Below are 13,832 nucleotides of genomic sequence, written 5' to 3'. Positions count from 1 at the left end.
AAAATTTGTCTAAGAATTTTCAGTAGGATATTTGTTTGGAACTTCCTCTAGATCATTTTCGTTTAATTGGCGTAAGCCCCTCTTCAACATCCGAGGAAATATTAAGGGCGTTTCAATTGCGGTTGGATAAAACCCCTGATGAAGGTTTTACTTATGAAGTTTTAACCCAGAGATCAGAGTTGCTTCGTTTGACTGCTGATTTGCTTACAGATCCAGAAAGCAGGAGAGAATACGAAAATTTGTTGCTAAATGGATCATCTGGATTGGAGTTTCCCTCAAATAGAGAAGTAGCAGGGTTAATCCTTCTTTGGGAGTCAGGTTCCCCTAAAGAAGCTTTTAAAATCACAAGAAAAGCTTTGCAGCCCCCACAAACACCGGCCTTAGGAAGTAGTAGAGAAGCCGATCTAACCTTATTGGCGGCCTTAACAGCTAGAGATTCTGCAATTCAAGAACAACAGCTTAGATCCTATTCAAACGCTGCAGACTTTTTACAAGACGGTATACAACTTCTTCAAAGAATGGGGAAGCTTGGCGAAATAAGGAAAGATCTTGAGGAAGACTTGGCCTCTTTACTTCCTTACAGGATCCTAGATCTACTTAGCAGGGATTTAAATGATCAGGAATCTCATAAAAAAGGTTTAAATATGTTGGAAAATTTAATAATTAAAAGAGGTGGTTTGGAAGGTAATAATAAATCTGAATATGGAAATTATCTAAATCAGCAAGAATTTGATGCTTTTTTTCAACAAATAAAGCCATATTTGACAGTGCAAGAACAGATAGATTTGTTTCTTGAATTACAAAAAAGAGGATCATTAGAAGCAGGATTTTTAGCTTTTCTCTCCTTAACAGCAATCGGTTTCTCAAGGAGGAAGCCAGACAAATTATTTCAAGCGAGGAGAATTTTAAAGAAACTAAATTTATCAGGCCTTGATTCAATGCCTCTTGTTGGTTCTTTAGACTTGCTTTTAGCAGATATTGATCAGGCTTATGCAAGGTTTTCTAGCAGTTCTGATGAAAATTTACGAGATTGGATTAATAATTATCCAGGAAATAAGTTAGAAGCGATATGTATTTTCTGTAAAAATTGGCTAGAGAATGATGTTTTAGTTGGATACAGAGATATTGAATCAAAAGAGGTGGATTTAGATTCTTGGTTTGAAGATAGGGAAATTCAAGAATTTATTGAACAATTAGAAAAGAAATCATATAAAAACACACTTAAATCAAATCTTCAGAACCAAATGATTAAGAAAGAATCTTATCCAAAAAGTAATGAAGATTTTGATAGTAAATTTTTAAATGTTGATGAAAGAAGCTTGCCTTGGCCAGGAGGTATAAAAAAAGAATACGAGAATCTTGATATCCCAGAAAACAAATTTAACGAAGAAACCTTCACGAATAGATCATTAGAGGTATATAAGTATTTAATTGAAAAATTTGCTGAATTAAAGTTTAGTTTTGGGGAATTTCTCAAGGATAAAGAGAATTTTAGTCGTTCACCTTATTTAATTTATATATATGCGTTTTTGATTCTATTTACATTTGGAATCGGTATTGGATTTCTACGAAATAATTTTAAAAAATCAATTCAGGATAAGCCTTTTGAGGATAAACCTTTAATAGTGGTAGATAAAAATCAAAAGGTTAATGATAAAGATATTACTGAGGAAATTAAAAAAAATTCTATAAATAAATCGAATGATCTTACTTTGGACAAAACCGCCAATAATTCCTTTAAAGTCGAAAAACTCACTAAAGCATCGCCTTCTTTACAAGAGATAAGAAATTTAATTAATGTATGGCTTTTAAGTAAAAGTAATTACTTGTCTGGAAAAAGTGAAATTAATCTTTCTAAGATTGTTAGTAATGGATTGATCGATAGAACAATTGAAGAAAGAAAGAAAGATATAAAGAAAGGGATTTATAAAGAAATTAATTCCCAAATTCGGAAAATAGAATTGGAATCACAAACTTCCTCTAGGATAGCTGTTTTAGTTGAATTAAATTATCTAGAAAGAATAATAAAGAATTCTGGGGATTTGATTAATGAGACATCATTGACTCCATTGAAAGTTAAATATATTTTGGGTTTTTCTAATAAATCCTGGAAATTGGTTGATTTTGTTAGTGGACTTTAATTATAAACTTTGAAATCATCTATAATTATTAAAAATACTTTTTAATAATGTTTGATGAACTCTCATCACGCTTTGAAGACGCAGTCAAGGGTTTAAGAGGCGAAGCAAAAATTAGTGAAAATAATATCAACGATGCCTTGAAGGATGTAAAAAGGGCACTCCTAGATGCAGATGTAAGTTTATCTGTAGTAAAAGAGTTTATTTCAGATGTTAAAGATAAAGCTATCGGTGAAGAAGTAGTTAGGGGTGTAAATCCAGGTCAAAAATTTATAGAAGTTGTAAATAAAGAATTGATTAATATTATGGGGATTGAAAATTCCCCATTAAATGAAAATGAAAATAGTCCTACAGTGATTTTAATGGCTGGACTTCAGGGAGCTGGTAAAACAACTGCAACAGGAAAATTAGGCCTTTATCTGAAGGAAAAAGATCAAAAAGTTCTTTTGGTGGCTGCAGATATTTATCGGCCAGCAGCTGTGGAGCAACTCAAAACATTAGGAAGTCAATATGACTTGGAAGTTTTTTCAGCGAAAGAAAAAAATAGTAAACCAGAAGATATAACAAAAGATGCATTGAATTTTGCTAGTGAAAATAATTTTAATTCGATCATTATTGACACTGCAGGAAGATTGCAAATTGATGATTCAATGATGAGTGAAATGGTTCGAATAAAAGAAGTTTCAAATCCTGATGAAGTTTTACTTGTTGTTGATTCTATGATTGGGCAAGAAGCTGCTGATTTGACAAAGTCATTTCATGAAAAAGTAGGGATTTCTGGGGCGATACTAACCAAGTTGGATGGAGACTCTAGAGGTGGAGCTGCTTTATCAATAAGGAAAATAAGTGGCAAGCCAATTAAATTTATTGGTGTCGGTGAAAAAATAGAAGCACTGCAACCATTCCATCCAGAAAGAATGGCTAGCAGAATCTTAGGCATGGGTGATGTATTGACACTTGTTGAAAAAGCCCAAAAAGAAGTTGAACTTGCTGATGCAGAAGCGATGCAAAAGAAACTTCAAGAAGCAACTTTTGATTTTAATGATTTTGTAAAGCAAATGAGATTAATTAAAAGGATGGGATCACTTGGAGGATTAATGAAATTAATACCTGGAATGAATAAAATCGATGATGGGATGATAAAAAATGGAGAAGATCAACTCAAGAAAATAGAATCTATGATTTCTTCAATGACTATTGAGGAGAAGCAGAAACCTGAGGTTCTTGCTGCTCAGCCGTCAAGAAGACAAAGAATTGCTCAAGGTAGTGGATATGAAGCAAAAGATGTCGATAAAGTATTAGCTGATTTTCAAAGAATGAGAGGTTTTATGAAACAAATGTCAAATGGAGGAATGCCTGGAATGGGAGGAATGCCTGGAATGGGAGGAATGCCTGGAATGGGAGGAATGCCTGGAATGGGAGGAATGCCTGGAATGGGAGGTTTGAATGCTAATAAACCAATGAAAAAACAAAAAAATAATAAAAAGAAAAAAGGTTTCGCTGATTTATAGTTTCTAAATTTTTACCTTTAAATGATATTATTATTAAAAACACACTAATTTAAGATGATTAAATTGCGCCTTAAGCGCTTTGGAAAGAAAAAAGAGGCAAGTTTCAGAATTGTTGCATCCAATAGTACTTCCAGAAGAGATGGTAGACCTTTACAAGAATTAGGTTTTTATAACCCAAGAACTAAAGAAACTAGGCTTGATACAGAAGCTTTAAGAATAAGACTTACTCAGGGAGCTCAGCCAACTGATGTTGTAAGAACTTTATTAGAGAAAGGGGGGTTATTAGAAAAAATTGAGAGACCCTCTATAGCTATTGGTAAGGCAAAGTTACAAAAGGAAAAATTAGCAAAAGCTAAAACTAAAGACGAAGAAACTGATAGTAGTAAAGCTGAAGGCGATAGTAAAGACACTGAAAGCTAGTGAATTGATAAATTTTTATTCTTTTACAGTAATTAAATGAAAGAAGTTTCCAAAAATGGTCACTTCACAATTGATTTGCCAAGCTCTGATGCTGCCACAGCATTATCTGGCCCTGGGAATTCTTTCTTAAAAAAGTTTGAATCTCTAACGGGAGTATCATTAACTATAAGAGGTTTACAACTTGAGATGAACGGTGTCATCTCCAAGATAGAGAGAGCATCAGCATTAGTAGAGCTGACAAGACCAATTTGGGAACAAGGGCTAGAAGTACCAGAGGTAGATCTTAAAGCAGCTCTGAGTTCTTTAAATATGGGGGAGTCATCTTCACATGCTGAACTTGGGAAAAAAGTTCTTGCGCGTTCCAAAGAAGGAAGATATTTAAGACCAAGAACTATAAGGCAAAAAGAATATGTTGAATCAATTGAAAACTTTGATCTTACTTTCGCAATTGGTCCAGCTGGAACTGGCAAGACATTTTTGGCAACTGTTTGCGCAGCAAGACTATTGAACGAGAAAAAAATAGAAAAAATTGTTTTAACCAGACCAGCTGTAGAAGCTGGTGAAAGTTTGGGATTCCTGCCTGGAGATTTGCAACAAAAAGTAGACCCATATTTGAGACCCCTATTTGACTCTTTACATAGTATTTTTGGCTTTGATAGAACAAATTCGTTAATCGATAAGGGAATTATTGAAGTTGCTCCATTAGCATTTATGCGAGGCAGAACCTTGGATAACTCTTTGGTTATTTTAGATGAAGCCCAAAACACAACTTGCTCTCAAATGAGAATGTTTTTAACCAGATTAGGTGAGAGATCAAAAATGGTTGTAAACGGGGATATTACTCAAATTGATTTAAAAAAAGATCAGGAAAGTGGCCTCATCGAAGCATCAAGAATTTTCTCTGAAACGGAAGGTATAAAATTTTGTTACTTAACTTTTGAAGATGTAGTTCGTCATTCTTTAGTTCAGAAAATTATTGAGGCTTATCAATAATTTTATAACTCGGGTGATCCGTACCCTGAAATTTTAAAAATCAAGTAGAATAAAAACATATTTAATTAAAAAAATGCCAGCAAGTAGTAATTTTAATCAAGCTATTCGTGAAGCACAAACAAGTTCAATTGTTGGACCTAATGTAGTTCAAAAAGCTCTACCTTACGTTGGTGGGGGAATGGCTTTAACATCCGTTGGTGCTCTTGGAGGATTGACTCTTTCTCAAAGCCCCATATACGGACCTTTATTTTTAGTAGCAATTATTGCCCAATTAGTTTTGTTTTTTGTAGCTTCTAGCGCTGCTAATAATGCAAATAACACTAAAGCTTTACCTTTGTTGGCAACATACAGTTTGCTTACTGGATTTACTTTAAGTGGAATTATTGCTTATGCAGCATTAACTATTGGTGTTGGATCTATTGCCACCGCAGCATTAGCAACAGGTATCACATTTATTATCGCTTCTTACACTGGCCAAAGGATGAGTGATAGTGTTGGGCAGGCACTAAGCGGAGTAGTAGGTCTAGGGTTGATTGGACTTGTTATTGCGATGGTAATTCAGTTAGTTGGTAGTATTTTCTCTCCAGCATTTGGAACAGGTGGCTTTGAATTGTTAATAGCAGGATTTGGAACTGTTTTATTTGTAGCAATGTCTTTTGTTGATTTCTACACCATGCCAAGAAGATATAGCGACGATCAATATTTGGCAGGAGCTCTTGGGATGTACTTAACTTATATAAATCTATTTGTATTCATTCTTAGGTTAATGATTGCACTAAATGGTGGCGGAAGAAGGGATTAATTCTACATTAAAAAGCTGTTAACTAATCAAGCGTAGAAAATTTCTACGCTTTTTTATTGGGTGATATCAAGAATTTGTTTTTTTATAAATTCCTTTTGTTCCGAGTCATATTTTACTGAATTATCAAAACTATTTCCCATATTATCTAGGTCTCTAATGATTTGATTGACAGAATTTGTAACTGACTTAGATCCAAGCAGTCTCAAAATAGCTTTACATCTATCTGAAATATTTTCTGATGTCATCTCATATTCATGATTGTTATCTCTTCGATGAAAAATAATTTGAGCGGAACTCATTATTAGGTTTTTTACTACTATTTCTGCTACAGCATCCCCTCCTGCGTTCAGTTTGTAAATTAGTGAGAAAGGAAGTTTATCTAACAAAAAACAATCTTTATCTGATAAAGCGTACGCAAAAAATCCTCTGAGTCCATTTCTTGTTTTAATTAGCTCTGCAATTCTATCTGCTAAAACCTCATCGCTTAGTAAATCTTCACCCCACTCTTTACACCATTGTGCGGATATGTTTATTGCTTGTGTAAACGAAGCTTCTTTTAAATTTATGGTTTTTTTTTTCATTTTTGATCAGAATTTTATTATTGATTCATTAAAAGTCTTTGACCAATTATAGATCTGGGTTTGTAACTTTACTAGGAAGGCCAAATGTGGGTAAATCTACTTTAATAAATAAATTGATTGGAGAAAAAATAACTATTACTTCTCCAATAGCGCAAACTACTAGAAATAAATTAAAAGGAATACTTACTACAAACAATGGGCAAATAATTTTTGTAGATACACCAGGAGTTCATAAACCTCATCATCGCCTTGGAGAGATATTAGTAAAAAATGCAAAATCTGCAATTAATGGAGTTGATATGGTAATTTTTGTAATTGATTCAAGTGAAGAACCTGGTAGAGGTGATGAATATATATTGAACTTTTTAATCGCAAATAAAACTGAGTTCATTGTTGCATTAAATAAGTGGGATTTGGTTAATAAAGAATTTAGGAATTTACGATTAGATCAATATAGAAGATTTTTTGGAATTAATAGAAATTTTCATATTGTAAGTGCTTCTCAAGGAGAAGGATGTTCTGAACTAGTCGATATGGTACTTAATTTTCTTCCAGAGGGGCCAAAACTTTATGGCGAAGATACGATATGCGACCAACCATTAGATAATTTATTATCTGATTTAGTAAGAGAGCAGGTGTTAATAAATACAAGAGAAGAAGTACCTCATAGTGTTGCAGTAAAGATAGAAAAGATAGAGGAAATGAAAAGAAAAAATGGCAAAAGTTTTACAGCTATTTTGGCTACTATTATTGTTGAAAGATCAACTCAAAAAGGTATTCTGATTGGAAAGAAAGGTTCAATGTTAAAAATTATTGGACAGTCAGCAAGATCAAATATGTCAAAATTGATTGATGGTCCAGTTCACCTGGAGTTGTTTGTGAAAGTTGTTCCAAATTGGAGAAAAAAAGAATCAAGGTTAATTGAGTTTGGTTATGAGGAAGATTTCTAGATGAGTAGTTTTAATTTTGATGTGATTACATTGTTTCCTAAAGCTTTTGAATTAATAAATAATTTAGGGGTTATAACAAGAGCTATAGATAAGAATTTGATCGATGTAAATTTACATGATTTAAGAGAATATGGAGAAGGCTCTTACAGACAAGTAGACGATAAGCCTTATGGAGGAGGAGCAGGCATGGTATTAAAACCTGAACCTATTTATAAGGCATATGAATCAATTAGAAAATCACCTAAAAGTAAAACTTTGTTGATGACCCCACAGGGTAAAGTCTTAAAGCAAAAGGATCTTGCGAGATGGTCCACTTTGGATCAAATAATAATAATTTGTGGTCAATATGAAGGTTTTGATGAAAGGATTAGATTATTAGCTGATGAAGAGATATCGATAGGTGATTATATACTTTCTGGAGGTGAAATACCTGCTATATCAATAATTAACGGGTTGACTAGATTATTACCAGGAACTCTTGGTGATCCAAACTCCTTAGTGGATGAGAGTCATAATTCTTCTTTATTAGAATATCCTCAATACACGAGGCCGTTAACTTTTAAAGATATGAAAGTACCAGATATTTTAGTGAGCGGTAATCATGAAGAGATTAAATCGTGGAGAAGACGAAAAAGTATTGAAAGAACAATGGAGAGAAGAAGTGACTTAATTTCAAATGAAAACTACAAAAAATCCCCACAAAGTAAGAGAATAATAAAAGAACATAATCAATGCATGAAATTTAGAATAGGTAATGGCTACGATATTCACAGACTAGTAGAGGATAGAGATTTAATTATTGGAGGTGTAAAATTGCATCATCCTGAAAAATTAGGATTGGATGGTCATAGTGATGCTGATGTTTTAAGTCACTCAATAATGGATGCATTATTGGGAGCACTTTCCCTGGGCGACATAGGAAAGTATTTCCCCCCATCTGATGAAAAATGGAAAAATGCTGACAGCTTGTTTTTGTTATCAAAAGTAATTGATTTGATAAGACAAGAAGGTTGGGAAATAAATAATATTGATAGTGTTCTTGTCGCTGAAAGGCCAAAAATCATGCCACATATAAAACTAATGAAAAAAAACATTTCTAAAATCTTAAATATTGATGAAAATTTAATTGGGATTAAAGCCACTACAAATGAAAAATTGGGTCCAGAAGGGAGAGAAGAGGGTATAAGTTGCCATTCAGTAGTGCTACTTGAGAAAAAATGAAATTTAATTTAAATTTAATTTCATTTTTTCAAAGATTTTGTTTAGTATTAATTTGCTTAGTAGTTTTAAGTTTTCAATTTGATATTCCCAATTTAAAAGCTATTACTATGGATAATTATCAAGGTGAAATGGTCATAGAGGAATTAAGACTTAAAGTCCCTGCCGATGTAAAAGCAGTATGGTTGAATGCTGAACAAGAAATATGGGAGCCATGGTTATCTTCTCAAAAAGGTTTTTTGGGGAGACAATTATTTTGGGATAAAGAAAAAGAAGAAGCTTTAATATTGGTAAATTGGGAAAACAAGAAATTATGGAAAAGCATACCAATGTCAGAAGTAAATGTAGTCCAACAAAGATTTGAAGATAATGTTAAGGCTGCACTAAATGTAGGAGAAAATCCTTTTGAATTGATTTTTGAGGGAGAGTTAGATAAGCAAAGATGAATTTTGATATCAAGTTTGATTTTCAAAGGAGAGAGAGGCTTGGACTCATTGAGGCTATTTGGGGGCAAGACAAAAGTATAGACCAATTAAAGAGATTATCTGAAAGTGTTTTAAGTAAAAATGAGGTTGTTTTCATTACTAGGATTAATAGTGAAAAGGCTAATTATCTTTTAGATTTGTATGATGATGCACGATTCTATGAAGAAGCAAATTGCCTAATAATTGGGAAAAATCTGAATAAAATAAATACAAATAAAAAAGTTGCCATAATTTCAGGAGGCTCAAGTGATTTGGCCGTAACACTTGAAGCACAATTAGCTCTTAAAATTTATGGAGTGAATTTTCAATCTTTTATTGATGTTGGAGTGGCAGGACTTCACCGATTATTGAGTCAGTTAGAAGAAATTAATAAATATGATGTATTAATAGTTTGTGCTGGAATGGAAGGAGCTTTAGCAACAGTTGTTGGAGGATTGTTGGCACAACCAATAATTGCAGTACCTGTCTCTGTAGGCTACGGCGTAAGCAAGGATGGAGAAACTGCTTTAAATAGCATGTTGTCAAGTTGTTCCCCAGGTATTGCAGTTATGAATATAGATAATGGTTACGGAGCGGCAATGGCAGCTCTGAGAATTATTAAAAGTATTTCCTAAATAACTTACTTTTTTTCTATTTCTAAAAGGTTTTCTATCCATAAATTAAGTTGTTTTGAAAGCATTCCTTCTTCTCGCATTTTGATTGCCTTTATAACGACTTCTGTGTTTACCCACTCTGGAAATCTTTTAGGCATTTATTTTTATATTCAGTAACTATAATTTGGTACAAATTTTTATAAAAACAAGATCTAAGTAACAAATTTAATCTTTAATGTTTGATTTTGTACCTAATCTAGACAACTCAGAAGAGGCATGTTCACTTTCTACATTTTTTAATCTTTCTATTAACTCCGAAAGATCTTTATGGGCTAACTCCCCATTTTGCTCCCATTTTAGGGATCTTGAATTGCTATCAATTTTTTCTTTCATTATTTTATTTAAGTATTAAAAATATAAAACGAAAACAGAAAAAAATTGGTTATTGTTTCAAGCTTAAACTTAAAAAAATATGAAGATTTTTAATATACAAAGATTTTATCTTTTAACCACCACCAACTATTGAAACGATTTCTAAATTATCCCCATCTTTAAGTTTCACTTTGTCCCATTTTATTGAATTAATAATTAAATTGTTTAACTCGACAACAATTGTGTTGGGTTTATATCCCATGTAATATAGCGCTTTAGATAGTAGAGCATTTTCTTGATCAAGTTCTATTTTTTTTTCCTCGCCATTTACCTTGATTTTCATGAGACAACTCTTTTAAAATCATAATAGCGTCTTCTTTAGGATCTTCAGAATTCATTAATTGAGAAACTAAGGCAACTTTTTTAAAACCATTGCTTTTTAAATATGAAAGATTTTTTGTCGTAACTCCTCCGATAGCAAACCAAGGAATATTCAAATCTTTTGTTAATGTTTTGATCTTTTCAATACCTATAGGCTTTTTGTTCTTTTTTGTTGCAGTTTCAAATACTGGTCCTATTCCTATGTAATCACAACCCTCTTTAAGAGCATTAGAAATATCAATTTCATTATTTGCGCTCATACCAATAATTTTTGAATATCCTAATAATTTTCTTGCGGTTTTTAAATCTAAATCATCTTGTCCAAGATGAATTCCATCAGCATTTGAAGCTAAAGCTATATCAACTCTATCGTTAATAATTAACAACGAATTATATCTTTTACATAGATTTTTAATCTGAATTGCTTCTTTAAGATGATCTTTATCAGTTCCCGTTTTAAATCTATGTTGAATGATTCTTACTCCAGCAATTAAAATCTCTTCTATTATTTCTAATAAGTTTTCCTTTTGATCTGTGATGACATATAAGTCATTTTGTTTTAATATTTCCTCCGAATTCTTATGCTTGCTTAAACTTAATAAGTCGACTTCTAGAGAATAAATTTCATATCTTATTGCCGAAGCGATTTTTGAAAGCTCATGATTATGTAGCCTTGAGAATTCTTCTATCACTCTTAATGCTTCTTGAACTCTACCTGAATTAGAACTTAAGATTTGCTCAGAGCTCTTTCTTTTGATTTGCTCTTGATGAGTTAATCCTTTGCATTTGTCCTCAATATGATTCCTAGATTGTTTATAAACTTCTAAATGATTTTTCCCTAAAATTTGTCTAAAATTTTTAATCCTTTCAACATATTTTTCTTTGCCTAGACCAAATCTGGCCCAATCCTCTAGTACTCTTAGTCCTTCTCTAGCTCTATCAAGATTAGCGTCAATAATTTGATAAATTCTTAAATCTTCAGCGTTTGTAGTATCGGAATTCCGCATTGGTAATTTATTTTTTGTAATTTTTAAAAATTCTTAGGGCATTATCTCTATCTGTTTTTATTTGATTAGAAAGTTGGTCTATATTCTTGAACTTGATTTGAGATCTAAGCTTTTCAACTGGTTCTACAGATAGATTTAAACCATATAGATCAATATCTTTATTTATTAAATGAACTTCAACAGCAGATGGCAATAAAGGATTTATTGTTGGTTGAGAGCCAAGATTCATAACAGATTCAATTTTTTGGTTGGAATTTTCAATGGTAGTCCAAGCTGCATAGACTCCTTCTCCTGGTAAAAATTTTCTGCCATCTATTTCAAGATTTGCTGTGGGCCATCCTATACTTTTTCCAATCCCTTTACCTTTAACAACCTTTCCATTAAAACTATAAGGCCTATTAAGAATTTTGAAAGCATTTTTCAGATCACTTTTCTCTAATAAATCTCTTATTCTGCTGCTGCTGATTCTACCTTCTTTGTCTTCTAAAATAGGAGTAATTTTTAGTTTTATATCCGTATCTTTAATTGTATTTTTTATAGTATTTATGTCTCCACTTCTTTTAAAACCAAATTTAAAATTAGCACCTACAGAAATGTTTTTTGCCTGTAATTGATTTATTAAGATTTCTCTTACAAATCTTTCTGCACTTAATTTAGATAGTTCCTTATCAAAGGGAATCAGAACTAATTGTTCAATCCCAAGATCTTCAAGAATAGGTAGTTTTTCATCTGGGAGATCAAGTCTAAGGCGCGTTTCTTTATATAGAACTTCTCTGGGATGTGGCCAGAAACTCGCAATTGTTGGGGTATATAGATTTTCTTCAACTACACTTTTTATTAATTTTCTGTGGCCAGCATGTAGGCCATCAAAACTTCCAATAGCTATTGAAGTAGGATTCTTAACTTCAGATGGCGATATTAAAGAGATCAAAAGATTACGTGCAATTTTATGATTTTGATGGCAAATTTGAATAGATTATAGTTTATTCAATCAAATGAATGTCTGACAAAATTGATTTTCAGTCCCTTTCATTTGGAATGCGACGCATTGGATGGATACGCTTTTGGGTTCAATCCATTTTAGGTGTTGTCGTTGCGGCTGTTTTGCTTTTTTCAAATGTTGTTAATAATAACGAAGGACAGCTTGGCTTAGCGCCTGGACTATCACTTACAACAATATCCTTGATTTTACTACTTTTTAGTCTTTGGCAAGGTTGGTTAATAGTTAGAACTGGTAGAGCAATCGCAAGCAACGCAAGACCCTCAAGAGGACAAACTAGTAAATTAATAAAAAGAGGTCTCATAGTCGATTTATTAGGAATTTTGTTTGGATTAATTGGATATCAAGCTCTTATGGGTGCTCTATTTATACAAGCATCCTCTCAAACAACTGGACAATTGATAACAGCGACATCTGATATCCCAATTACTGGACTTGAAATATTATCAGTTCTCAGTAATACACAAGTTATTGCTGCGCATTTTTTAGGTCTTTGCTTTTCTTTATGGCTTTTAAGAAGGATTTACAAATAAATTATTAATTTTAGGTAAGTCGTCTAAATTACCCCTCCAAAATAAATCTGGTTCTACAGGTGTAAGCGAAATTTTATTGTCTTGTATTTGAGATACGTCACTGGGCCAGTTTTTTGGACCATAACCTTTTGATTTGAGATCTAAAACTACCTCACCTGCCAACCAATAATAATCGTCACCCCTTGGGTCTTCCCTTTTGGAAAATTGATTTTTATATTTTCTTACTGATAATCTTGTCCAGGATAATTCTTTTATTTTACTTTTCTCGCAAGGAGGTATATTCAAGTTTAATAGAAGTGAAGCTGGCCAGCTATCAATAATTGCTTGTTCGGCAATATTCATTGCAATTTCTCCAGCAAATTCAAAATTCTTCCATTTAAAACTAGCAACACTTATTGCCATGGAAGGAACATTTTCTAAGGTGCCTTCCATCGCTGCAGCGACTGTCCCTGAACAAAAAATATCTGTTCCTAAATTGGGCCCGTGATTTATTCCAGATAGAATTAGATCAGGTTTATTATCCAAGAGTTCAGATAGTGCTAATTTGACGCAATCAGCAGGCGTGCCAGAACATCCCCAAGCTTCAATGCCTTCCCCAAATAATTCGTCCGCTCTTTCCACTCTTAATGGAGATTGTAAAGTAAGACCATGACCAGTAGCTGATCTTTCTTGGTCAGGACATACTACTTTTACCTTATGCCCTCTTTTTTGCGCTGATTTTGCTAAAGCTCTTATCCCCGCAGCAAAAACACCATCATCATTGCTAATTAATATATTTAACGGTTTCATTAATCAATACATTTTATTTATGGACGATATTTAAGTAAGATAAAGCAATACTTATTTTT

17 protein-coding genes are annotated in these 13,832 nt (G+C 32.7%); 10 read left to right on the top strand and 7 right to left on the bottom strand.

Annotated elements, in window-relative coordinates:
* The first annotated feature begins 35 nt into the window (after positions 1 to 35).
* The 5 genes from HA143_RS07385 to HA143_RS07365 all read left to right on the top strand — a co-directional run bounded on the left by HA143_RS07385 (position 36) and on the right by HA143_RS07365 (position 5,864).
* Complete coding sequence (locus HA143_RS07385) at positions 36 to 2,141, top strand: IMS domain-containing protein (RefSeq protein WP_209085319.1); 2,106 nt, start codon at positions 36 to 38, stop codon at positions 2,139 to 2,141.
* A 47-nt stretch (positions 2,142 to 2,188) separates the two neighbouring features.
* Positions 2,189 to 3,649, top strand: coding sequence for a signal recognition particle protein (gene ffh / locus HA143_RS07380; protein ID WP_209085317.1), 1,461 nt, complete (start codon positions 2,189 to 2,191; stop codon positions 3,647 to 3,649).
* 54 nt (positions 3,650 to 3,703) lie between these two features.
* Positions 3,704 to 4,069: a 30S ribosomal protein S16 gene (gene rpsP, locus HA143_RS07375; RefSeq protein ID WP_209085314.1), complete on the top strand. Its 366-nt coding sequence runs from the start codon at positions 3,704 to 3,706 to the stop codon at positions 4,067 to 4,069.
* Between the two features lie 36 nt (positions 4,070 to 4,105).
* Positions 4,106 to 5,062, top strand: a complete 957-nt coding sequence (locus tag HA143_RS07370; protein WP_209085302.1) for a PhoH family protein — start codon at positions 4,106 to 4,108, stop codon at positions 5,060 to 5,062.
* Between the two features lie 73 nt (positions 5,063 to 5,135).
* Positions 5,136 to 5,864 carry a Bax inhibitor-1/YccA family protein gene (locus HA143_RS07365; protein WP_209085293.1) on the top strand — a complete coding sequence of 243 codons (729 nt, stop codon included), beginning with the start codon at positions 5,136 to 5,138 and terminating at the stop codon, positions 5,862 to 5,864.
* Positions 5,865 to 5,917: 53 nt separating this feature from the next.
* Here the strand turns inward: HA143_RS07365 and HA143_RS07360 are convergent, their stop codons facing one another.
* Entirely contained in the window at positions 5,918 to 6,445 is a 528-nt protein-coding gene (locus HA143_RS07360; RefSeq protein ID WP_209085288.1) for a hypothetical protein, read from the bottom strand.
* A 38-nt stretch (positions 6,446 to 6,483) separates the two neighbouring features.
* On the opposite strand from HA143_RS07360, the gene era reads away from it, so the two are divergent.
* From era to larB, 4 genes are read left to right on the top strand one after another with little or no spacing between them, the layout of a single operon-like run.
* Positions 6,484 to 7,395, top strand: a complete 912-nt coding sequence (era, locus tag HA143_RS07355) for a GTPase Era (protein ID WP_209085284.1) — start codon at positions 6,484 to 6,486, stop codon at positions 7,393 to 7,395.
* Positions 7,396 to 8,616 carry a tRNA (guanosine(37)-N1)-methyltransferase TrmD gene (gene trmD, locus HA143_RS07350; protein ID WP_209085280.1) on the top strand — a complete coding sequence of 407 codons (1,221 nt, stop codon included), beginning with the start codon at positions 7,396 to 7,398 and terminating at the stop codon, positions 8,614 to 8,616.
* Entirely contained in the window at positions 8,613 to 9,059 is a 447-nt protein-coding gene (locus HA143_RS07345; protein ID WP_209085276.1) for a TIGR03792 family protein, read from the top strand. The genes trmD and HA143_RS07345 overlap by 4 nt, the downstream gene beginning before the upstream one ends.
* A complete protein-coding gene (gene larB, locus HA143_RS07340) occupies positions 9,056 to 9,712 on the top strand; it encodes a nickel pincer cofactor biosynthesis protein LarB (protein ID WP_209085272.1) in 657 nt (218 codons plus the stop codon). The genes HA143_RS07345 and larB overlap by 4 nt, the downstream gene beginning before the upstream one ends.
* 5 nt (positions 9,713 to 9,717) lie before the next feature.
* Here larB and HA143_RS09850 read toward each other — a convergent pair whose 3' ends face one another.
* From HA143_RS09850 to HA143_RS07320, 5 genes are all read right to left on the bottom strand, one after another.
* Positions 9,718 to 9,849 carry a hypothetical protein gene (locus tag HA143_RS09850; RefSeq protein ID WP_011376917.1) on the bottom strand — a complete coding sequence of 44 codons (132 nt, stop codon included), beginning with the start codon at positions 9,847 to 9,849 and terminating at the stop codon, positions 9,718 to 9,720.
* Positions 9,850 to 9,916: 67 nt separating this feature from the next.
* Positions 9,917 to 10,084 carry a hypothetical protein gene (locus HA143_RS07335; RefSeq protein WP_209085268.1) on the bottom strand — a complete coding sequence of 56 codons (168 nt, stop codon included), beginning with the start codon at positions 10,082 to 10,084 and terminating at the stop codon, positions 9,917 to 9,919.
* Between the two features lie 112 nt (positions 10,085 to 10,196).
* Positions 10,197 to 10,406 (bottom strand): sulfur carrier protein ThiS, encoded by a 210-nt coding sequence (thiS, locus tag HA143_RS07330; protein ID WP_209085266.1) that lies wholly within the window; start codon positions 10,404 to 10,406, stop codon positions 10,197 to 10,199.
* Positions 10,363 to 11,451: a thiamine phosphate synthase gene (locus tag HA143_RS07325; RefSeq protein WP_209085264.1), complete on the bottom strand. Its 1,089-nt coding sequence runs from the start codon at positions 11,449 to 11,451 to the stop codon at positions 10,363 to 10,365. The genes thiS and HA143_RS07325 overlap by 44 nt, the downstream gene beginning before the upstream one ends.
* Positions 11,452 to 11,458: 7 nt before the next feature.
* Positions 11,459 to 12,382 (bottom strand): bifunctional riboflavin kinase/FAD synthetase, encoded by a 924-nt coding sequence (locus HA143_RS07320; RefSeq protein ID WP_209085262.1) that lies wholly within the window; start codon positions 12,380 to 12,382, stop codon positions 11,459 to 11,461.
* Positions 12,383 to 12,450: 68 nt separating this feature from the next.
* On the opposite strand from HA143_RS07320, the gene HA143_RS07315 reads away from it, so the two are divergent.
* On the top strand, positions 12,451 to 12,984 hold the full coding sequence (locus tag HA143_RS07315) for a DUF3611 family protein (protein ID WP_209085259.1): 534 nt from the start codon (positions 12,451 to 12,453) through the stop codon (positions 12,982 to 12,984).
* On the opposite strand, the gene surE is transcribed toward HA143_RS07315, so the two are convergent.
* Complete coding sequence (gene surE, locus HA143_RS07310) at positions 12,964 to 13,773, bottom strand: 5'/3'-nucleotidase SurE (protein ID WP_209085257.1); 810 nt, start codon at positions 13,771 to 13,773, stop codon at positions 12,964 to 12,966. The two genes, HA143_RS07315 and surE, sit on opposite strands and share 21 nt — an antisense overlap.
* Positions 13,774 to 13,832: the final 59 nt, after the last annotated feature.

The organism is Prochlorococcus marinus CUG1415 (assembly GCF_017696015.1).
Classification (GTDB): domain Bacteria; phylum Cyanobacteriota; class Cyanobacteriia; order PCC-6307; family Cyanobiaceae; genus Prochlorococcus_A; species Prochlorococcus_A marinus_AE.
The sequence above is the reverse complement of the archived record's forward strand: the minus strand, read 5'-3'. Positions and strand labels throughout refer to the sequence as shown.

Excerpts from the sequence above, each read along its gene's own strand:
- ffh (WP_209085317.1), top strand. The coding sequence starts at position 2,189 with ATGTTTGATGAACTCTCATCACGCTTTGAAGACGCAGTCAAGGGTTTA.
- rpsP (WP_209085314.1), top strand. The coding sequence starts at position 3,704 with ATGATTAAATTGCGCCTTAAGCGCTTTGGAAAGAAAAAAGAGGCAAGT.
- HA143_RS07370 (WP_209085302.1), top strand. The coding sequence starts at position 4,106 with ATGAAAGAAGTTTCCAAAAATGGTCACTTCACAATTGATTTGCCAAGC.
- HA143_RS07365 (WP_209085293.1), top strand. The coding sequence starts at position 5,136 with ATGCCAGCAAGTAGTAATTTTAATCAAGCTATTCGTGAAGCACAAACA.
- HA143_RS07360 (WP_209085288.1), bottom strand. The coding sequence starts at position 6,445 with ATGAAAAAAAAAACCATAAATTTAAAAGAAGCTTCGTTTACACAAGCA.
- trmD (WP_209085280.1), top strand. The coding sequence starts at position 7,396 with ATGAGTAGTTTTAATTTTGATGTGATTACATTGTTTCCTAAAGCTTTT.
- HA143_RS07345 (WP_209085276.1), top strand. The coding sequence starts at position 8,613 with ATGAAATTTAATTTAAATTTAATTTCATTTTTTCAAAGATTTTGTTTA.
- larB (WP_209085272.1), top strand. The coding sequence starts at position 9,056 with ATGAATTTTGATATCAAGTTTGATTTTCAAAGGAGAGAGAGGCTTGGA.
- HA143_RS09850 (WP_011376917.1), bottom strand. The coding sequence starts at position 9,849 with ATGCCTAAAAGATTTCCAGAGTGGGTAAACACAGAAGTCGTTATAAAG.
- HA143_RS07335 (WP_209085268.1), bottom strand. The coding sequence starts at position 10,084 with ATGAAAGAAAAAATTGATAGCAATTCAAGATCCCTAAAATGGGAGCAA.
- thiS (WP_209085266.1), bottom strand. The coding sequence starts at position 10,406 with ATGAAAATCAAGGTAAATGGCGAGGAAAAAAAAATAGAACTTGATCAA.
- HA143_RS07325 (WP_209085264.1), bottom strand. The coding sequence starts at position 11,451 with ATGCGGAATTCCGATACTACAAACGCTGAAGATTTAAGAATTTATCAA.
- HA143_RS07315 (WP_209085259.1), top strand. The coding sequence starts at position 12,451 with ATGTCTGACAAAATTGATTTTCAGTCCCTTTCATTTGGAATGCGACGC.
- surE (WP_209085257.1), bottom strand. The coding sequence starts at position 13,773 with ATGAAACCGTTAAATATATTAATTAGCAATGATGATGGTGTTTTTGCT.